This is a genomic window from Lewinella sp. W8 (assembly GCF_004375085.3).
Classification (GTDB): domain Bacteria; phylum Bacteroidota; class Bacteroidia; order Chitinophagales; family Saprospiraceae; genus Neolewinella.
Genome location: NZ_SNAQ03000016.1, coordinates 34,308 through 54,384 on the forward strand (window position 1 = coordinate 34,308; position 20,077 = coordinate 54,384).

A 20,077-nucleotide genomic window follows, 5' to 3' on the forward strand; every position below is an offset into this window, starting at 1 on the left:
TCCACGTGCCGGCGCCCTCGCACTATGCCAACTAACCAGCCGCTCCTCGGAGCCGTCTTCAACGGGCCTGGCCCGGAGTTGGCTGCTCCGAGGTGTTGGCGGGTTTTTTACTGTGGGCAATTTGTCGGAATACTGTTGCCGCGACACCTAGGAGAAGCCTCGCTGTGCGAGAACGTCTCCGAGGAGCGCTGCTTTTTCCTTTTTCCTTCTATCTCCTCTTCAGCCTCAGCCATGCTCGACCGGCCTGCGGAGCAAGCCTTTTCCGTCCTCCCCCGCTCGGCCGACCAGTCAGCTCGTGCCTCGCGCCTGGGCGGACGAGCTCTTCGGCCCGCTGCTACTTCCTTCTTTTGTCTTCCTTCTTCTATCTTCCTTCTCCCCCTTCCCCCAAGCCACATTCTCCGCCCTTCCCCCGTCTTAGGAAGGAAGAAATTTACCCCAAAGAAGGCCGTTGGCTCCAGGCCGGTATCTCCACCGGATTAGGGCTATATTTGCGGCCCCAAATAACGCCATTATGAAAATTGCCGTAGTTGGTACGGGCTACGTAGGCCTGGTAACCGGAACTTGTTTTGCCGAAACGGGCAACGAAGTCATCTGTGTGGACATTGATGCCGATAAGGTGGCCCGGATGCGGAACGGCGAGGTGCCCATTTACGAGCCGGACCTCGACGTGCTCTTCGAGCGCAACCAGCGGCAGGGGCGTTTACAATTCACGACCAACCTGCAGGAGGCGGTGGATCACGCCGAAATCATCTTCCTGGCCCTGCCCACGCCTCCGGGAGAGGACGGCTCGGCGGACCTGAAGTACATCCTGGGCGTGGCCAAGGAACTGGGAGGTATGATCTCCCATTACACCGTGGTGGTGGACAAGAGCACCGTGCCCGTGGGCACGGGGGAACGGGTGCACGCCGCCCTGGCCGAAAAGCTTGACGAATCGCTCTTCGACGTGGTATCTAACCCCGAATTCCTCCGGGAAGGGGTGGCCGTGGACGACTTTTTGAAGCCGGACCGCGTGGTCATCGGGACCAACAGTGATCGGGCCCAGGAGATTATGCACCGGCTGTACGAGCCCTTCGTGCGCTCCGGGAATCCGATCATTTTCATGGACGTGCGCTCGGCGGAGATGACCAAATATGCCGCCAATTCCTACCTGGCCACCCGGATTTCCTTCATGAACGAAATCGCGAACCTCTGCGAAATCGCCGGGGCCGACGTGGACGCCGTGCGCCGCGGCATGGGCAGCGACTCGCGCATCGGCAAGCGCTTCCTGTTTCCCGGCGTGGGCTACGGGGGCTCCTGCTTCCCCAAGGACGTCCAGGCGCTGGCCCACACGGCCGGGCAGCACGACTATGACTTTCGCATCCTTACGTCCGTCATGGCCGTCAACGACCGCCAGCGGCTGCGGATCGCGGATAAGCTGGAGGCCTACTTTGGCGACGACCTGAAGGGCAAGACCATCGCGCTGTGGGGGTTGGCCTTCAAACCCAATACCGACGACATCCGCGAAGCGCCCGCCCTCTACACCATCGACCGTCTTTTGGGCGCCGGAGCGCAGGTGCGGGCCTTTGACCCGGAAGCCATGGACAACGTGAAGGCCATCTACGGCGACAAGATCACCTTCTGCGAAGACCAGTACGAAGCCCTCGAAGGAGCCGATGCGCTGGCCATCGTCACGGAATGGTCGGTCTTCCGCACCCCGAACTTCGACCGGATGAAGAGCAGCCTGAACCACCCCGTCATCTTCGACGGGCGTAACCTCTACGACCTCCGCCGCATGGTGGAAGCCGGGTTCTACTACGACTCCATCGGCCGCCAGGTCGTAGGGGAGTAGGGAGAAACCCGCTTGCCCGGGGTGGGGCGGCCGGAGCCGCTCCGGTAGCCCTGAGCAGTGTTGCCCCTTTCTCGGTTGCCGGAATCCAGATTTCTTCCTTCCTGCGTGACCTTCCCCCGGGAAGACGACCCATTTCGTGCCTGAAAATTAGGTCACTTACTTACCGATGAGCACCACGGAATCAGACATCTCTCCCGTTGATTTTCGGGCGGAATGAGTAATTGAGTTCAAACAATTACGGTAAAACGCAATTTCAAGGTTGATTACTTGCTCCCCACTTTCGACGGTAGGGATGGGCTCAACGAGCATTAACCCTGGATGAATGAGGAAAACTTTACTCTTACTGACGCTGACCTTTTTTGCCTTTACTACTCCTTCTATCGGTCAGACCTTAGTCGATGATTCCACCGTTCCCCCGAAACTCAGGGTCTTTATCAACGGTTGTGATCGGCGGGATGGAGGCTGTGATATGGACTTCATCCGAACGGAAATTACGGCGGTCGACTTCTACCGGGATAACCAAACGGCTGATCTCTTTCTGCTGATTAATGATAACCGATCTGGTGGAGGTGGCAGGCAGTACCAACTTTTGTTTATCGGTCAACAAAACTCCTATGCGAATAGAAGCGACACCCTCTACGTCAATACCAAGCAGACCGATACTGACTTTGAAGTCCGGGAAAAACTTACCCGGTTCATCAAATTGGGTTTAGCGCCTTACGTTGCGAAAACCTTAGCGGGAGAGGAGGTGAAAATCGACATGAAGACGAGTGATGAGCTCGTGGAAGAAGTAGTACTGGAAACCGTTGATCCCTGGAATTATTGGGTGTTTAACGTGGGGGCTGACGCAAACATTGAATTAGAGGAACTAAGCCGGGAAATCAATCTTGGCGGGGACATTAACGTCAATCGGATCACGGATAATTGGAAAATTAATCTATCGGGGAGAATAGAGGAAAGGCTGAGGAGAACGATTCAAAAAGAACCAAGAGTAGATGAAGACGGTAATCCCGTTCTTGATGCAGACGGCAATCCCATCATCGATGAAGTTGAAAACAGCTTTGATGTCTCGGAATTTGGCTTTGGTCACCAGCTGGTGAAGTCCATTTCACCCCAATGGTCTTACGGATATGACATAGAGGGTATTCAGAATACGCGGTTCAATTATCAGTTTCAGCTGAGTTTCAGGCCAGCGATCGAGTACAATTTTTTTCCAGAATCAGAGCAGAACTCCAGATTTCTGAGGGTGAATTACGGCGTAGAAGTACGGAATAATCAATACGTTGAAGAAACGATTGACGGGGTTATGGAAGAAACCAGAGTCCTCCATAGTTTGCGCGCCAGCCTGGGACTCAATCAACGTTGGGGGAACCTGGAAGTAGGGTATCGTTTGCGGAACTACCTGGATGATTTCAGTTCCTGGACTACGGGGGTGAACGTTAGGGCGGAGGTCCGGGTCACCGGGAATTTTTCTTTCTTCATGCGGGTAGAGGGTAACTACGTGCAAGACCAGATCTACCTGGCGGCGGGAGATTTCACCGAACAGGATATTTTGAGCGGAAGGGTTACCCTACCTTCAGCCTACACCATTGATTCCAGATTCGGATTCAATTACCGGTTCGGTTCCAACCTCAATAACTTCGTGAACCGAAGATTTTTTGGCAGGGCCAACTTTGTCGGGAATGACTGATGGACCATTTTGGGGTAGGCTAACGGAGGGGAAACGCGAATCAAGGGTAGTTTGCCGTCCCGAGTGGTCTTACCCTTTTTCCACGATCGGAATCCAGATTTCCTCTTCCGAATTCGGGTCGTTGTTCCGGTATTTTTCTCCCAGCACCTCAAAGTGGGGGCGGTCATCAATGCGATAGGGCGACTGGGGAAGCCATTCCCCGAAGATGTACCGAAAGATGGCAGGATCAGCACCGGAGCCGCGGTAGTCGAAGACGGCGTAAAGTCCGCCGGGTAGGACAAAGGCCTTCATTCCCGGGGGGATCTCGTCGAAGCTGTTGACTTCGACTGCCGCCCATTTTTCGAATGTCCTTTCGGGACTGAAGTTCCGGTGATAATCCGCGTCGTAAAGCTGCATCGAAATCTTGTCCTGACTGACCCGGTTCGGGATGTCCTTGATGCTGGGCGCAAACCTGCTCCACAGCCATCCGGTGCGGTTTTCGGCCAGGCTCATACGCACGTGGATGCCGACTAGCTTCTTTTCCTTTAGGGGTTTGATTTTGGGGTGCATGGGGGACCTGATGATGGTAATTTCTAGCCACCTATTTTTTCCAGTCGAACCTTCTCCCAAATGCTTTCGGCGTGCGTAAGAAAACTGGCGGGGGCCTCATTGAATGAGGCGTCAACGGTTTTGGAGCCGTCCACCCTCATGCCCGGTGCTTCAAGGGTGGTCGTTCCCCGGATGATGTACTTGTTCCCGTTTTCCAGGGTCAGCAGCTTTAATTCTTTTGGCGATACATCCGATATACAGGCTTTCCGGTAGGCAAAAGTGATTTCACCAAGGTTGTTCTCGTCCAGATCCGTTACGCTGATGGAACTTTCGATGAAACTGAGGAACAGGTCGAATTCACAGCTTTTCTCAGCATCGTACACTCTCCTCAGTAGTTTAGCCTGGCTTCCGGCTACGGCGTAGTGATAGACGAATAGTTCTTCCTCACCCTTAGTAAACAACACGATGTTTTCACCATTCGAATCCTCCCAGGCTTTCTGCAGCACAATTTCCCCATCATGGTTGAGAGTTGACGGGGCGTAAGTAGGGGTTTTTATCTCCCGGAAGGTGGCGGATTGGCTGGCCAGTTTATCCTGCACGATTTCCTTGATGAATTTTTCGCCGTCCCACCGTAAGTACACCTTATTGATGACCTCACGTGTCTCAAACTCGTCTACCATCCACGTATTCAGAGTGACTTCGATCTTTTCGTCGTCGACGAAACTATACTGCAGCTGTGGTTGAAAAGAATCTGGTAGCTTGTCCGCTTCCCGGACAAAATCGTTGGCACTCACGGCTCCCGGATGGTCTCCGGTTTCGAGCTGGCCATCGGTGTAATTCCATAGTTGTAGAGTGGAGGTTTGTCCGTTGGTCACGGTAATGCCTAACGCGCCACCCGGAGAGTGCTCCCGCTTGAAGTAGTGAAGTTCCACCGCGTCATTAGCCAGGCTGTTCAGGGCTAACCGGGTGTTGGTGGTTTCCGTGATTTCCCAGGACTCGGACTTTCCCGCTTTAATCAGGGACTCCTTTTCCGCTGCCGTGAGGCCTTCGGTCGTACGGTCAAATACGGACAGGGGGCTCAACTTCAGTAGCGTTTTCAAGTCGACGGCTTCCGTGCTGGGGTCTTCGGCCTTTTCGTCCACCATCATTTCATTTCCCGGATTACTCTGATCGTTATCCGTTAAGCTTTGGTCACCGGAATCGCCGCAGGCAAAGAGTAGGATGACGAGAGAAAATAGCATGGCTTGCTTCATGGTGAGTGTTTTTGTTGAGTGTGGCAGAAAAGGGTACCCGTGTATGATCGTATTCAGCATCAAGGTATGGCAGGGCAAGGGGAAATTGCGGTCAATCACGGCGAGAGCTCCTCCATTTCTTCAGGATCTCCGCTTCCCGCTGCATTAATGATCCCTCGCCCGCCAGAATGTTGTCGCGCCGTTCCTGGGGAACGGCTTCCGAATACCACCAGGCTCGCGTGGCTGCAACCGTTTCGGACAGCGGCCGGAAGGTGAGTCCGGCATCCAGGGCCCGTTGGTTGTCACTTTTGGACATCCCGGCGTATTCGGGCAGTTGGATCACCCACGGCTGAATGGCGAACAGGCCGTTTTCCCGCAGGAAGTCGACGTCATCAATTTGTACGTATTTCACCGGAGAACTATAGCTTGCGTGAATGCCGTGGACAAAAGCGTTGGTCGTCATCGGGAAACCGGGGCCGGAACCGTTGTAGGTGCCGGCGGCCTTATTCTCCAGCAGGCGGATCATCCATTCCGCCAGGTCGCGTACGTCGATGTACTGCACCACCTCGTCCCGGTCGCCCGGAATGATGATCTCTCCCCCTAGCTCGATTCTGGCCAGCCAGTAGGGGAAGCGATCGGTGCGATCGCCGGGACCAACGATCAGGGTGGGCCGCACGATGATGGACCGTTCCGGTCCGAAAACGTCCAGGGTCGCCATTTCCGACGTGGCCTTCATGACGCCGTATTCGTAGGTGAATCGTTCTTCTTCCGTAATCCCACTGGGGATCTCGGTGACCAGCGTCCTTTTCTCCGAAAAATCTTCTCCTGTAAAGGGGTAGTAAACGCTGATGGAGGAGGTGTACAGGTAGTAATCAACCTGATCGACCAGCAATTTTGCGGTATCCTCCGTCCACTTGGTTTTGCGCCCGGAATTGTCAATGACGACGTCCCACTTCCGGTTTTTCAGGGCTTCCAGGTTGTCCTCCCGGTCACCCACGAGCTGTTCTATCCGGGAAAAGACTTCGGGGTGCACTTTCGGGATGGTTTTCCCCCGGGTGAAGATGGAGACTTCGTGCCCCCGGTCCAGGGCGTAGGCGATCTGGTGGGGACCCAAAAAGCTGGTTCCTCCGAGGATCAGAATCTTGAGTTTTTCCGTGCTTTCTTTGGTGGGGGCCAGGCTTTTCAGGGGGCTGGCGTCAATTATCGGCACCAGGCCCAGGGCCAGGCTGGTTTCCAGGAATTTTCTTCTGCTCTTTTTCATGCTCGCAAATTTGGTGAAGCTTGATGATCGTGGTTGGGAATCAATCCCTCACGGTGATGATCACCCGCGCGTATCGCGTGAGGCTTGGCACTCCCTTATCGGTGGCTTCTAAAATAAGGTGGATGGTTTGTCCGCCCCTGGCGTCTTCCGGTATCTGGATGTCCGCATTCAGGTTCTCCGCATTGGTGATTTCCACCTTGCCCGGGTAGCTGCCCACGTGGAACTGCCACCATCTGACGGTTACCTCGTCACCATCGGGGTCCGATGCGAGTCCGTGGAGACGGATTTTTTGCCCGGCATTCGCCATCAGGGATAAGGGGCCCATGACCCCGACTTCCGGGTCGTGATTGGCGTTGGCGTAGGTCTCGGTGACGGACCACTTCAGGCGATTGGCGAAGTCGCGCTGTGCCTGGGGAAAGAAATTAGGGTAGGCCAACTCATCTCCGTTTAATTGACGGTTCAGAGCCTCCATATTGTCGGCCATCTCGTCGGCGTTGAGTTCGGAAGAGAAAGCCCCGGAGCTACTGGCTTCCTCCACGACACCACGTCCGCCCCAGCCGCCGAAGGCGGCATCTTCGTAGGCGCGTAGGCCATTTCCGAGCATGTTCATGAAGGTGTGATTGTCCCCTTCCCCCAGCCAGGAGCCCTGGGGCTGGACGGGCATCCAGACAAAGTACCCCATATCCCGGAGTTCCTCGTTAGAGTGGCCCGATAGCCCGAAGTAGTCCACTTTATCGCCCTCGACCATCTGCTTGCCATCTCCCCATACCCGATACAATTCGCCCAGCGGGCCGCGATCCCTGACGTTCTCCTTCATCCAGGAGGGGGTGAGGTACCCGGCGTTGGCCGGCGAGGCGTTTAGCTGGGCACCGTAGCCGTAGTTCGGGCCATCCCGGAATTGTCGGTACTCGATGTCCGGCCAGTTGGGTTTGATGTACCTGGCGTAGGTGTCATCCTGATCGCCGGAGGGAAGCAGTACTACTTTCCGGGAGATCTTCCGCCGTAAAGCTTCCCATTCGGTGGTGTACTCGTACGTTTCCTGGATCGATTTCAGGGCCCGGGCGATGGTGCTGTGGCCGCCCCAGGCGGCCAGGAAGAGCGGCCCGGGTTTGTCGTCTAGAATCAGGGATTCGATCAACTTGGAGCCGGGGGAATCTTTGGAAATGTCCCCGTCAAACTCAATGTTCCCGTACCGAATTTTTGACTTCAGGTAATCGGGCGTGGGGTAGCCCGGATGGTGTTTTTTTAGGTTCGGGTATACCCGTTCGTACGCCTCCACGACGTCGTGAATAAACCGCTCGTCTTCCGCCCATCGCCACGACTCGCAGGGGCAAACCCCCATTCCGAACCGGTCGTATTCCCTTCCCGGCACAAACCACTTGGTACCCTTGCCGTCCCCGCTCCAGTGAAACTGACTGCTCGCGTAGACGAGCCCCTCAATATTAAGGTCGGTGCTGTAGAGCAGAAACCGGATCAGGGAGTTATTGTCGTCCAACTCCGGGTCGGCAGTAATCACGATACGCGGCCGAGGCTGGTCGCCGGCGTTTTGGCCATTCAGTCCGGTGGAGAGTAGGACAATAAACACCAGATACGCCAGGCGCATGGGTTGCCGCTTCCCTGAAGGTAGGCGAGGTGAAATCATGGGGTAGTGGTTTTGCTAGCGGTAAAATAGGGGTAAAGCCACTAAACCCCATGCGCGCTCTTCCTATCCCAATCTGTTTCCCCACCATCGGCCTGGAAGGCCGCTCCTTACGGCGGAGCAAGGTCAGCGGTCCGTTCGGAGAGCGGGCCAAGGCCCTGCGACTGCGGAAGAGTGGATGTAAAAACTCAACCTCCTCATGGGTAAGCCCATACTTTCCGCCCCATACCAACCACCCTCCCCATCGGCCTGGAAGGCCGTTCCTCACTGCGGAGCAAGGTCTGCGGTCCGTTCGCAGAACGGGCTAGGGCGTTGCGACTGGGAAAGCACCTTTCCAATTAACCTTGACGTACGGTAAAGCCCTTACTCTCCTTGATTCAGGGGGAATCTTCCGCTACCCCATGGCAGCCCTTAAATTTCCACGCCCTCCTTCCACTGCAACCCGTCCGGTAATTCTTGGTCCGTGAACTCTACATGAATCACCCGGCGGCTTTTATGATTTTCCGTCCTTCTTGATGCGTGTAAAATCAGGGGCTTCATTACCAAAATTCCTCCCCTTTGCACCTCACAGATCCGCTCTACACCTTCCCGAGTTTTCATCCAGTCCTTGATTTGGATGACACCCCCAGTATGTGATCCTTCCATCACCCGCAGCGCCCCGTTTTCTTCGGGGCAATCATCAAGGTGGATTCTTACCGTAAAGATATTTTCCAAAAAAGCTCTTGGTGGTTGTACTACCGTCCTTTGGCCGGCTACCCTCCAGTTCCTGAAGCCCGGAACCTCCTTTCTGTTTGTCAGGTTTATTGTTAAATCTTGGTGCCAGTTCACGATCCAGTTGGCGCTTGGTGGCTTGTCGAAGTAAATGGACTTAATGGACTTGGTGCAGTCCGGAGCAATGCGCTTGATAATCTCAAGTAGATTGTCCGTAAACACCTTTTGGGCGATTTCAGGGTGATCGGCCAGGAAATTCCGTACACCATACCTGTTTTCCAGTCCCTTAGAGTGGATCAGCCGTAAAATCTCGTCTATTTCCTGTTTGGAGTAGACGTCTTCAATCACTTCAAAACCTTTTGGACCCAGGGGAGATATCATCGTGCTCTTTTTATTGCCCAGAATCCTTTACGAACCGGCCATCAGGAATCAACATTGAAAGGGACGCCCCGCCAAGTTAGGTTTAATTGCTTGGCCAACCGATCGATCGCTCAATACTTTTCGTCCCATGCCAGCCTGCCCGCGTTATCGGCCTGGAAGGCCGCTCCTCACTGCGGAGCAAGGTCTGCAGCCCGTTCGCAGAACGGGCTAGGGCCTTGCGACACCATCACTTCCCCCCAATCTCCTCCAGTACCTCACTGCCAACCTCCTGGCCGTTTTCATCAATGGAAACGAACCATACGTTGGTGGTGCATTCGTTGGTGAGCACGTCCCGGGAGGTGCACTGCTGGACGGATCCCTTGATCAGGTAGCCTCCCTCCGTGGCTTCGGCCGAATAACCGTATTCGTTGAAAAATCCACCGTAGGTGTTTTGCCACTGTTGCTGCCCTTCCTTGTCGGTCTTGATGACGAACATATCGTAGTTGCCGTTTCCGTAGGAACTGGTGGAACCGATGATGAGGTAACCGTCTTCCGTGGCCAGAATGGAGCTGGCCTTGTCGTAGCCGTTCCCCCCGAATTGCTTGAACCAGACTTCGTTTCCGTTAGGGTAGTTTTTGGTCAGCAAAATTTGCGAACCGTCACCGTGCTTACCCCCGATGGTGGTCACCTGAATGGAGCCATTCTCCGTTTCGATCATCGGCTGAAATTTGAGGTTCGTTTTCTTTTTGAAGCGGTTGTTCCTGGCCCGGTCGTTGAGGGTCACGAGGATGTCGGTGGCCCGATCAAATCGGTCTCGCACCACCTTCATCCGGAAATTTGAGGCCAGCAATTCATTGCGGTTCAGGACTTCCACGTCTCGCTCGTCATCCCGGTTGGAGAACAACAACTTGAGCTCCTTATCGGCGGTCATCCGGAGTTCAAAACTCATGTCCAGTTCGCTGCTACGGTAGGTCCCCACAAAGCCCTCAAGGTCCGTGAAGGAGGCGGGTACGACGGCCTGTTTTCGGTAGGTGATGGTTCTACCCGAGGGGTAAAACCGGACCAGCTCGTCCCCAAAAAAGCGAATCTTGAATTTTTCGTTGTACGCGGCCGAAAAGAGCTGCGGCCCCTCCCGGACCAATTCGTAAGGATTGTAATTGGCCATCCTCCAGAACAGCTGGCCCTCTTCCCGTACCACCCGGATGAGGTCGCCGGTGGGGGAAAGGTACTGACCCGGGGCATCAATTTGGGCGTCTTCGTTCACGCCCTCGTAGAGTCGGCTGTCGTAGGCAATTTCCTCCTCCATCTCCGGGAGGAGGACGGCCGCGACTTCATCGGCAATCTCCCCGCTCCAGATCCTGCCGTTGTTGCTCATCACAAAAACGGATAGGTTCTCCTGGGGGAAACGCGTAGTGTGGGAGTGATACCCGAAGGTGGAGCCGGAGTGGTAGGGGGCGCGCCGACCCAAACGACCGTCTAGTTCCAGACCGAAGCCGTAAGTGGTTATTTCGCTGTTGGGGATGGGGCCCTGGGCCTGCAGTAGAAGTTCGTCATTGGACTGGTAGGCCCGTTGCACGGCCAGTTCAAATATCAACTGATCCTTCAGGGTGGTGTACAGAAAGCCGTCTCCGTTGAATTTCGTTACCGCCGGCGTGCTCAGCCAGTTGCCGTCGCCCCAGTCGGAATAGGAATCCGCCCGGTTGGGAATGACGCCCATGTAGCGACGGATGAAGGCGGTTTCGTGCATGCCCAATTTCTCAAAGAAGGCCTTGGAGTAATCGTTGAATTTTTCCCCCGAAACTTGTTCGATGATTTTCGTCAGGACGGTGTAGCCGGAATTGCTGTAGGCATAGGTGGTGCCCGGCGCGTGGGCCAGCTCCTGCTGCTGCTCCAGCAGCTCAATAACGTCATTATTGCCCATGCCCACCTGCCGCCAGAAGGGTTTGTTCATCATTTCCAGTAGGAAGACGTAGTCGCGGATGCCACTGGTGTGGTTAATCAGGTGCCTGATCTTTATGGCTTCATTCACCGCGGGGTAAAGGGACGGAAGGTACTGCCGGATGTCGTCTTCCAAACTCAGTTGCCCCTCCCGCGATAGCGACAGGACCATCAGGGCCGTAAACTGCTTGGCGGTAGAGGCGATGTTGGACCGCGTGCTCGCGTCAAATCTGATCTTGTGGTCAAGGTTGGCCAGACCGAGGTATTGCTCGTAGAAAATCTGACCGTCCTTGACGACCCCGACGGCCAGTCCCGGAGAGTCCTCACCGGTGTAATTACGCAGAATTTTAGTGATCGCTTCTCGGTCGGTTTCCGGGCTGGATTGTGAAAAAAGGGGAATAAAACTCACCAGGAGGATTACCAGTAGGGTGATGGGCTTGGCCATGGGGTTATTTTTCGGCTAAGCTAGGGGGCACCGGTAAGCGGGGAGGGGCAAATCACGATTTGAACCGGATTACGGAGAGGATTGAGGGGCTTTTATTGTCCATCGGTATGATAGTGCGCCTAGCACCCTTAGGCTGCCAAGTGCACTCAACCAGAGCTTGCCGGGTTATGCGGGAGGACGCACCCACTCCGCCTCCGGCTCCAGGCCCGACCGGACTTTCTTATTCAGCTTTACGCCCCGGGCAAACGCCAGCCACCGGACCGTGTCCCGAATGGTATCTTCCAGGGAGCGGAAGGTGTAGCTGAAATCTTCCACGGTCCTGGAATTGTCGTAGCGGGCGTAGCGGTGACTAAACTCCCGGGCCTCACCGCTGGTGTGGGCGGGGTCCCAGCCCGTGAATTTTGCGGCTACCTCCATGAGCTGACCGGTCAGGATACTCACCGACCGGCCAAACGGGAGGTGGAGGACCCGCTTTCCCGTCACCCGGTTGACCTCCTCGCCAATCGTCTTCATCTTCACCGTCGGCCCGGTGAGGACGTACCGGTTACCCACCACCCCGTTCTCCACGGCCAGGGCGTGGACCTTGCCGGCGTCTCTGGCGTCCACCAGCGAGAGTAGACCCTTTACGGTCAGCCCAAGGCCCTTCATCATGTCCAGAATCATCCGGTTCGAGGGCGTGACCCGGTAGTCGTATCTCCCGTACACCGCACCCGGGCACAACGAAATCATGGGGATGTTATATTGGTCCGACAACTCCCAGGCCAGGCGCTCGCTCCGCGTTTTGGCCGCACTGTAGGGGAGGTGCTCGTGCTGGTTCCAGTCGTTTTCGTCCAGGATTTTTGTCGGGTCCGTGGCCGTCCCGATCGCGTAGGTGGAACTGGTGTAGACGATTCGGCTGACGCCAGACTCAGCGGCCGCCCGAAAGACGTTTTTGGTGCCCTCGATGGAGGGCGCCATGATCTCCTCCACGGTTTTGGCCCAGATCTTATACACCGCAGCGTGGTGGATGATGGCGTCGCAGCCCCCGGCGGCGGTGAGGAGGGAGGTATGGTCCCGCACGTCCCCGTAGTGGAAATCAACCGGCAGGTCCGCAAGGCCACCCAGGTGGGAGGTCTTGCGCACGAAGGCCCGTACCTGATACCCCTTCTCCAGCAGGGCGCGAACCGTATTCTGGCCAAGGTGGCCGTTGGCTCCGGTGACTAAAACGGTTGGGGGCATGGGCGGTCTGCTGGATTGATGAAGGAGCAAAATACAGGTCCGGGAAGCAATTGCGGGGGAATCCGTAAAGTATTTTGGAATTTCCCGACTTCCGCAATTCCCCAGGGTGTTGGCATGGTATTTTGGGCAACGGGGTGCGGGTGCCATGTAAACCGGATAGAGCCATGCTTCTGGTAATTGCCCGGGAACCCGGCTACTGCGGGAAGGCGCGGTACCTGCGCTCGCGCCCAATCAATTATTCACTAGCTTACCGGCATGACGAAACGACTTCCCGTGACCCTGACGGCCCCCGGCGAACGCGCCCTGCGTAGCGGCCACCCCTGGATTTTTGACCAGGCGATCGCCCGCATCAAGGGGGAGGGGACGGCCGGTGACCTGGCCATTATTTTTGACCGACGAAAAGACCGCTTCCTCGGGATAGGACTTTACGATCCGGATTCCCCCATCCGCATCCGGGTGCTGCACCAGGGCAAGTCGGTGAAAATTGATGCGGACTTCTTCGCCCAGCGCATCGCCGAGGCCCGGGCCCTGCGGACCCACCTGCTGGCTACCGACACCAACGGCTATCGGTTGCTCCACGGAGAAAATGATCGCCTGCCCGGACTGGTTGTGGACGTCTACGCCGGCGTGGCCGTGCTGAAACTGTACACGCCGGTCTGGTTTCCCTACCTGGATTGGATCCTGCCGGCCATCCAGGCGTCCACCGGAGCCGAAACGACGGTGCTTCGCCTGGCCAGAAACGTGGCCGCCTCCGCCGCCACCCTGGGATATAGCGACGGACAAATTCTCGCGGGCGAACTAGCGGACGAGAACGTGGTGTTCCGGGAGCACGGCGTCCGTTTTTTTGCCAGTGTGCTGTCGGGGCACAAAACCGGCTTTTTCCTCGATCACCGCCACAACCGCAAGCGGGTGGGGGAGCTGGCCAAAGGGAAACAGGTGCTGGACGTATTCAGTTACGCGGGAGGCTTCAGTGTGCACGCCCTGGCGGGCGGTGCCCGGCGGGTGGTGAGCGTAGACATCAGCGGCCCCGCCATGGAGGCCGCCCGCGCCAACGTTGAACTCAATGACCTGGACCTCTCCCGCCACGAGGGGCGGGTGGAGGACGCTTTTGATGCCCTGGCGGAGCTGCTGGACGCCGGCGAGCAATTTGACCTGGTCATCGTCGATCCGCCAAGTTTCGCCAAGCGGGCGACGGAAATTGCCGGGGCGCTCAAGGCCTACCAGAAGATCAATTCCCTGGCGATTCCGCTGGTGCGGCCGGGTGGGATCTTGCTGGCCGCTTCCTGCTCCGCTCGCGTCCCCGCGGATGACTTTTTTGGGGTGGTGGAAAAAACACTCCGGAAGTCGGGACGCAACTTCCGGGAAGTGGAACGTACCTTTCACGATCAGGATCACCCGATCGATTTCCCGGAAGGCGCCTATTTGAAATCAGCTTACTACCGCCTAGAGTGAATCCAAAAAGCAGCCTAAATTCGTACCTTTTACTGTACTTCCCAGTTTACCTCGACCATGCGCTTTCACATCATCATTCCCGTCATTAACGAAGCGGATAACCTCCGCCAACTACTGCCGTTACTGGAACGGGAGTTGTCGGAAAACGGACAAATCACCGTGGCCGACGGAGGCAGTAGCGACGGGACGGCGGAAGTCCTCGCCCGTCACCCCAAGGTGCGACACCTGACCTGCGTGAACTGTGGTCGGGCCTTCCAGATGAACGAGGCGGCCCGCTGGGAGATCGATCAGTTTGAGGTACTCCATTTCCTACACGCCGATACCCGCCCTCCCGGTGGCTTTTTGCTGGACATCGAGGAAAGCGTCCGGATGGGGTACCCGGCGGGCTGTTTCCGGTTCAAGTTTGACTCCGCTCACCCGCTGCTGGCCATCAATGCCTTCTTCACCCGCTTTCGGGGACTGGCCTGCCGGGGCGGTGACCAATCCCTCTATCTCACCCGCACGGCCTTCGGGCAGCTGGACGGCTTCCGCCCCATGAAAATCATGGAGGACTACGACATCATTCAACGCATTTGGGCCAGCGAAATCCCCTTTCGGGTTATTCCGCGGTCCGTAACGGTGTCGGCCAGAAAGTATCGGGCGAACAACTATTTCCGGGTCCAGATTGCCAATCTCATGGTCTTCCGGATGTACCGGAAGGGTGCCAGCGAGGAGGCGATGATCTCCCGTTACCGCTCGCTGTTGCAGGAGTGGTAAACCAGCGCTGGATTACCTGACAAATTGGGGGTATTTCGGCAAAAAAAGACTGCCTTTTTGACCGGATTTCGGGCGGAAAATTAGCCCGGTATTTTCGGGCCGGGAGAACCCGCCGGGAGCCCTTGATTTATGCGGGTTCTAGCCGGGGCGTTCCGGGGCGGAAATCTTAGGTTTTCCGGCCTGATTTTTGTACTTTTGTAGCCATGGCAGAAAACAATCAGCAGCCCAAAAATCCGGGCTATGACGCTAGCAATATTACCGCTCTGGAAGGCCTGGAAGCGGTTCGTAAGCGCCCCGGGATGTACATCGGCGGCACTGACACCAAAGGCCTTCATCACCTGGTATGGGAGGTAGTTGATAACTCGATCGACGAACACGTTGCCGGCTACTGTAGCAGCATTGACGTGGTCATCAAGCCCGACAACTCCATTTCCGTAACGGATGACGGCCGGGGTATCCCGGTCGGCATGCACGCCAAGCTGAAAAAATCGGCACTGGAAGTCGTGATGACGGTACTCCACGCGGGGGGTAAGTTCGATAAGAATACCTACAAAGTATCCGGTGGTCTCCACGGGGTAGGGGTATCCTGTGTGAACGCCCTGAGTAGCTACCTGGAGGCACGCGTGCACCGCGACGGTAAAATCCACGTTCAGGAATACAGCGAGGGTAAACCCCAGAACGAAGTCCACGTCGTGGGCGACACCGATCATACGGGAACTACGATTACCTACCGGCCGGACGCAACGATCTTCGAAACTACGGTCTACAACTTTGATACCCTCGCCACCCGCATGCAGGAACTGGCCTTCCTGAACAGCGGCCTGAAGCTCAGCCTGACGGACGAGCGCAGAAAGGACGACAAGGGTAACTTTATCCGTAAAGAATTCTACAGTGAAGGAGGTCTTGCGGAAATGGTCCAGTACCTCGACGAGGGGAAACCTGATCTGATCGAAAAGCCCATTTACGTCAAGGCCAAGGAGGACAACGTGGAGGTGGAAGTGGCCATGCAGTACAACACGACCTACCAGGAAAATGTGTACAGCTTCGTCAACAACATTAAAACCCGCGAGGGCGGTACCCACGTCAACGGTTTCCGCCGGGCGGTCAACCGGCTCTTTACCAAGTACGGTGACGAGAACGGCATGTTCAAGAAACTGAAGTTCAAGGTCAGCGGAGAAGACTTCCGGGAAGGCCTGACGGCCGTCGTGTCAGTGAAGGTGCCCGAACCCCAGTTCAAGGGGCAAACCAAGGGCGAGCTCGGGAACAGTGAAGTAACCGGTATCGTCAGCCGGGCCGTAGGCGAAAGCGTGGGCCACTGGCTGGAAGAAAACCCCACCGAGGCCCGCCGCATCATTGATAAGGTAATCATTGCCGCCACGGCGCGCCACGCCGCCCGCAAGGCGCGGGAGATGGTCCAGCGCAAGAACGTACTGGCCGGTGGCGGACTGCCCGGTAAACTGGCCGACTGCTCCAGCAAGAGTCCCGCCGACAGCGAAATTTACCTCGTCGAGGGTGATTCGGCCGGCGGAACGGCCAAGCAGGGGCGTGACCGTACCTTCCAGGCCATCCTTCCGCTGCGGGGTAAAATCCTCAACGTGGAGAAGGCCATGGAGCACAAAATCTACGAGAACGAGGAAATCAAAAATATCTTCACGGCCCTCGGGGTGCGGATCGAGGAAGGCGAACACGGAGAGCGGGTCCTGAACCTGGAAAAACTCCGCTACCATAAGATCATCATCATGTGTGACGCCGACGTCGACGGTAGCCACATCGTGACGCTGATCCTGACCTTCTTCTTCCGCTACATGCACAAGCTGGTGGAAGAGGGCTACGTCTACATCGCTCAGCCACCCCTGTACCAGGTGCGCCGCGGCAAGCAATTCCAGTACTGCTGGAACGAAGAAGAACGCCGCGAGGCCATCGCCCGCCTGAGTAAATCGGAAAATGATGGTTCGGTGAAGGTGCAGCGCTATAAGGGTCTGGGAGAGATGAACTCCACCCAGCTCTGGGAAACCACCATGGATCCTGACACCCGCATGCTCCAGCGCGTAACGATTGAGGAAAGCTCCGAGGCCGACCGCGTTTTCAGCATGCTGATGGGAGATGAAGTGCCCCCCCGTCGGGCCTTTATCGAAGCGAACGCCAAGTACGCAAACGTAGACGTCTAGTGACGTCAATCTAATCGTAAAAGGGCGGTGCCGAAATATTCGGCACCGCCCTTTTTTATGGCCACGATCTCCGGGAAGCTTACTGCTCCCGGGTGGTTTCAAACAGGAACCAGGTACGTTCTTCGGCCTGGTCGATAAAGTCTTCGAGGATGGACGCGGAGCCTACGTCGCCGGCCTCATCGCAAACGCCGTGGGCGTTTCTCAGGGCGGCGGCCATCCGTTTGTTTTCCTCCATCAGGTCCAGGAGCATATCACGGGCAGAAAGCGAGACGTCGTCTACGTCCATGACGCTCTGGTGCTGGCTCACCATGCCAATGCTGGTGACCGTTTGCCCGCCCAGCTTGCGTACCCGCTCGGCCATCGGGTCCACCGAAGCAAGAATTTCTCCGGCCTGATCGTCCAACAGCAGGTGGTAATCCCGGAAATGCCGACCGGCTACGTGCCAGTGGTAGCTCTTGGTTTTTAACCACAGCGCAATGGCGTCCGCCACCAGGGGATTGAGGACACTAATGGATTTTTCAACGGCGGCCTCCCCAAGATCGGAGGGCGTACGCAGGGAGTTAGGAGTTTTGGTGGGCATGTTGGTCATGACGGTAAATTTTAAGATTATCGGCGTCCGGGGCTGATGCCGGGACTCCGACCCGGTGATTAATAAACAAGCAGCCTACCCCCTGGTTGCGGACGTAGCTTACCTTTGCCGAAAACTGACCAATGTCACCTTCCCAGCGGTTTTATCGGGGCGAGCGCCTAAAGTCCCGTAAGGAGTTCGACCGACTGTTCGGTCGACAGGGGCGGGCGATGAGCAGTTATCCCCTCCGGTTGGTGTACATCGAAACCGAAACTCCGCGGAGCAGCTTTCCCTTTCAGGCGGCTTTTGTCGTGCCTAAACGCCGGTTCAAACGGGCCGTGGCGAGAAATCTGTTGAAACGCCGGATGCGGGAAGCCTATCGGCTACACAAACAGGAGTTGTTAAAGGGCGACAAAGAAAATGCCCGGCAGCACGCCCTACTGTTCATCTACACGGGAAAGGAAGCCATGCCCTACAAGTACATCGAAAGGAAAATGAAGAAACTGCTGGGGCAGTTGGGCCAGGAGTTGACAAAAGATTAATTGGAAACTTTACTCGGATTCGAGTTCGGCGGCCTCGTTAATCGCTGCATTCCTTAGGCTGTTCATGGCGGAACCGACCAGGATCAGGCCGCAGAAAAGGGCGGTCTTGGTTTCTTCGATGAGGCCCTCCTGCAGAAATTTGTACCCACCGAAACCCACCGCGACTACGCCGAGGAATAGGGCAGCATAAGCGGCGCGTCGTAATTCTTTCCGTAGGGCTGGGTGGTTATCATACATGGCTCCAATATCTGATGACGGAGTAAACAAGTAAACTAATATCGTTAAACGCAGCCAATAATTAGACGAATCCGTCCTTGTTTTAATCTTCTGCCGGAGAAATTCGCCCTAACAACAAGCACCCACCGCTCCGCGCGGTTACTCTCCCGAACGGACGGCCATTTGGACGTTGCAGCGCTCGTAGGGACTTTCAATTCCGCTGACGTGCCGGAAGCCCAGCTTTTCGTAGAGGGCGATGGCGGGCCTCAGTCGGTCATTAGTCTCCAGATAAACGACCTTGGCCCCCAGCGACCAGGCCAGTTCCAGCGTAGCCCGACCCAGCGCTTCCCCGAAGCCCAGTCCCTGTACTGCGGGACTGACGGCCATCTTAGCCAACTCATAATCAAAACGCTCATCTTCCATCGGGATCAGGGCACAGGTACCGACGGCCCGCCCCCGGTAATGCGCAATCAGAATCTGCCCTCCCCGGTCCAGGACGTAGCTTTGCGGGTCTCGTAGGGAATGGTAGTCTGCTTCCTCCATGACGAAGTACTCACTGATCCAGGCTTCGTTGAGGTCGTGCCAGGCCGGTTGATCCTCTGGCGTAAAGGCCTTGATGGTTAGCTCCCTCAGGGCCCGTTTCCGCCGGACGGAAAGCGTCCGCTTGAGTAGGGCCTTCTCGTCAAGTAGCCGTTCCCATTCTCCCAGTGCTCCCCACAGATCGTGGGAACTTTCGGCGGCAATTTCCGCCACCGCCGCGTCTACGTCGCGGATGGTTTGCTGCAGAGGCTGGATGGTCGCAGATCCCGATGCGGTGAGGTATACGATACTCCGGCGCCCATCCTTTGGGTCCGGACGACGCTCCACGAGGCCCGCCCGCGCCAGCTCATTAACCACCTTGACCACCGCCGGATGGGTTTGCCCGATGGACTCCGCCAGGGTGGTAATGTCCGCAGCGCCGTCCTGCATCAGGAGGTAGAAAACCGGAAACCACTTGGGTTTCAGGTCACTGCCGTAGCGAAGGTTAAGCTCCCCGGCGTCGCGCTGCAGGCGCTCGCTCAGCAAACGCAGCCGCGAACCAATGGCGAAGGGACCGGAGCGGGCAAAGAAATCCATATTTACGTAACTTGTTATGTAAATTTAGGGATACGGTCTCCACTTTTGCAAAAAAATTAGCTGACCGGGATGGCCCCGGAGGGGACTTCCTCCCCGAGCGGGGTCTGCAGTCGATGCCTCGCATCGACCTAGGGCCTCGCGGGGTTAATCCAACAGTAAAAAGCTAACAGTCTCGCAAATCAACCCCTATTCCTCCGGCGTCTTATTAATCACGAGGTAGTGCAAAATCCCCATCGCCACCGACTGGATCACCGCAAAGATCACGGCGCTTACTACCCGTTTTTGCGTGGTGAGGTCTTGCTCGAATACGTCCAGTAGCGGAATGAGAAAATAGTAACACAAACCCGTAATTACGAACACGATCAGCGTATACTTCAGGGTGCGTTGGAATTTAAGACTCATGATCGAC

17 protein-coding genes are annotated in these 20,077 nt (G+C 56.4%); 6 read left to right on the top strand and 11 right to left on the bottom strand.

The genetic code is table 11. The features are described from left to right. Positions 1 to 511: 511 nt before the first annotated feature. Complete coding sequence (locus E1J53_RS17020; protein ID WP_134271194.1) at positions 512 to 1,828, top strand: UDP-glucose/GDP-mannose dehydrogenase family protein; 1,317 nt, start codon at positions 512 to 514, stop codon at positions 1,826 to 1,828. A 322-nt stretch (positions 1,829 to 2,150) separates the two neighbouring features. Continuing rightward, entirely contained in the window at positions 2,151 to 3,518 is a 1,368-nt protein-coding gene (locus tag E1J53_RS17025) for a hypothetical protein (protein ID WP_253931981.1), read from the top strand. A gap of 69 nt (positions 3,519 to 3,587) precedes the next feature. Here E1J53_RS17025 and E1J53_RS17030 read toward each other — a convergent pair whose 3' ends face one another. From E1J53_RS17030 to E1J53_RS17060, 7 genes are all read right to left on the bottom strand, one after another. Next, the gene (locus E1J53_RS17030) at positions 3,588 to 4,067 is read right to left on the bottom strand and encodes a GyrI-like domain-containing protein (protein WP_134271195.1); all 480 of its coding nucleotides are present in this window, start codon (positions 4,065 to 4,067) and stop codon (positions 3,588 to 3,590) included. A gap of 23 nt (positions 4,068 to 4,090) precedes the next feature. Continuing rightward, positions 4,091 to 5,299, bottom strand: a complete 1,209-nt coding sequence (locus E1J53_RS17035) for a M949_RS01915 family surface polysaccharide biosynthesis protein (protein ID WP_134271196.1) — start codon at positions 5,297 to 5,299, stop codon at positions 4,091 to 4,093. 91 nt (positions 5,300 to 5,390) lie between these two features. Further along, positions 5,391 to 6,539 carry an NAD-dependent epimerase/dehydratase family protein gene (locus tag E1J53_RS17040; protein WP_134271197.1) on the bottom strand — a complete coding sequence of 383 codons (1,149 nt, stop codon included), beginning with the start codon at positions 6,537 to 6,539 and terminating at the stop codon, positions 5,391 to 5,393. A gap of 40 nt (positions 6,540 to 6,579) precedes the next feature. Further along, positions 6,580 to 8,181 (bottom strand): DUF1593 domain-containing protein, encoded by a 1,602-nt coding sequence (locus E1J53_RS17045; protein WP_216650072.1) that lies wholly within the window; start codon positions 8,179 to 8,181, stop codon positions 6,580 to 6,582. Positions 8,182 to 8,589: 408 nt separating this feature from the next. Then, entirely contained in the window at positions 8,590 to 9,270 is a 681-nt protein-coding gene (locus E1J53_RS17050; protein ID WP_134271198.1) for a phytanoyl-CoA dioxygenase family protein, read from the bottom strand. Between the two features lie 226 nt (positions 9,271 to 9,496). Further along, entirely contained in the window at positions 9,497 to 11,632 is a 2,136-nt protein-coding gene (locus E1J53_RS17055) for a serine hydrolase (RefSeq protein ID WP_134271199.1), read from the bottom strand. Between the two features lie 165 nt (positions 11,633 to 11,797). After that, complete coding sequence (locus tag E1J53_RS17060) at positions 11,798 to 12,850, bottom strand: NAD-dependent epimerase/dehydratase family protein (RefSeq protein ID WP_173021540.1); 1,053 nt, start codon at positions 12,848 to 12,850, stop codon at positions 11,798 to 11,800. Between the two features lie 255 nt (positions 12,851 to 13,105). On the opposite strand from E1J53_RS17060, the gene E1J53_RS17065 reads away from it, so the two are divergent. The 3 genes from E1J53_RS17065 to gyrB all read left to right on the top strand — a co-directional run bounded on the left by E1J53_RS17065 (position 13,106) and on the right by gyrB (position 17,226). Further along, entirely contained in the window at positions 13,106 to 14,302 is a 1,197-nt protein-coding gene (locus E1J53_RS17065) for a class I SAM-dependent rRNA methyltransferase (RefSeq protein WP_154640226.1), read from the top strand. Between the two features lie 57 nt (positions 14,303 to 14,359). After that, positions 14,360 to 15,058 (top strand): glycosyltransferase, encoded by a 699-nt coding sequence (locus E1J53_RS17070; protein ID WP_134271201.1) that lies wholly within the window; start codon positions 14,360 to 14,362, stop codon positions 15,056 to 15,058. A 203-nt stretch (positions 15,059 to 15,261) separates the two neighbouring features. Continuing rightward, positions 15,262 to 17,226 (top strand): DNA topoisomerase (ATP-hydrolyzing) subunit B, encoded by a 1,965-nt coding sequence (gyrB, locus tag E1J53_RS17075; protein ID WP_134271202.1) that lies wholly within the window; start codon positions 15,262 to 15,264, stop codon positions 17,224 to 17,226. 79 nt (positions 17,227 to 17,305) lie between these two features. On the opposite strand, the gene E1J53_RS17080 is transcribed toward gyrB, so the two are convergent. Further along, positions 17,306 to 17,815, bottom strand: coding sequence for a Dps family protein (locus tag E1J53_RS17080; protein ID WP_134271203.1), 510 nt, complete (start codon positions 17,813 to 17,815; stop codon positions 17,306 to 17,308). A gap of 122 nt (positions 17,816 to 17,937) precedes the next feature. Here E1J53_RS17080 and E1J53_RS17085 point away from each other — a divergent pair, with 122 nt between their 5' ends. Continuing rightward, positions 17,938 to 18,336, top strand: a complete 399-nt coding sequence (locus E1J53_RS17085; RefSeq protein ID WP_134271204.1) for a ribonuclease P protein component — start codon at positions 17,938 to 17,940, stop codon at positions 18,334 to 18,336. 9 nt (positions 18,337 to 18,345) lie between these two features. Here the strand turns inward: E1J53_RS17085 and E1J53_RS17090 are convergent, their stop codons facing one another. From E1J53_RS17090 to E1J53_RS17100, 3 genes are all read right to left on the bottom strand, one after another. Continuing rightward, positions 18,346 to 18,573 (bottom strand): hypothetical protein, encoded by a 228-nt coding sequence (locus E1J53_RS17090; RefSeq protein ID WP_134271205.1) that lies wholly within the window; start codon positions 18,571 to 18,573, stop codon positions 18,346 to 18,348. Between the two features lie 138 nt (positions 18,574 to 18,711). Then, positions 18,712 to 19,668, bottom strand: coding sequence for a bifunctional helix-turn-helix transcriptional regulator/GNAT family N-acetyltransferase (locus E1J53_RS17095; protein WP_134271206.1), 957 nt, complete (start codon positions 19,666 to 19,668; stop codon positions 18,712 to 18,714). Between the two features lie 186 nt (positions 19,669 to 19,854). Continuing rightward, positions 19,855 to 20,070 (bottom strand): hypothetical protein, encoded by a 216-nt coding sequence (locus E1J53_RS17100; protein ID WP_134271207.1) that lies wholly within the window; start codon positions 20,068 to 20,070, stop codon positions 19,855 to 19,857. Positions 20,071 to 20,077: the final 7 nt, after the last annotated feature.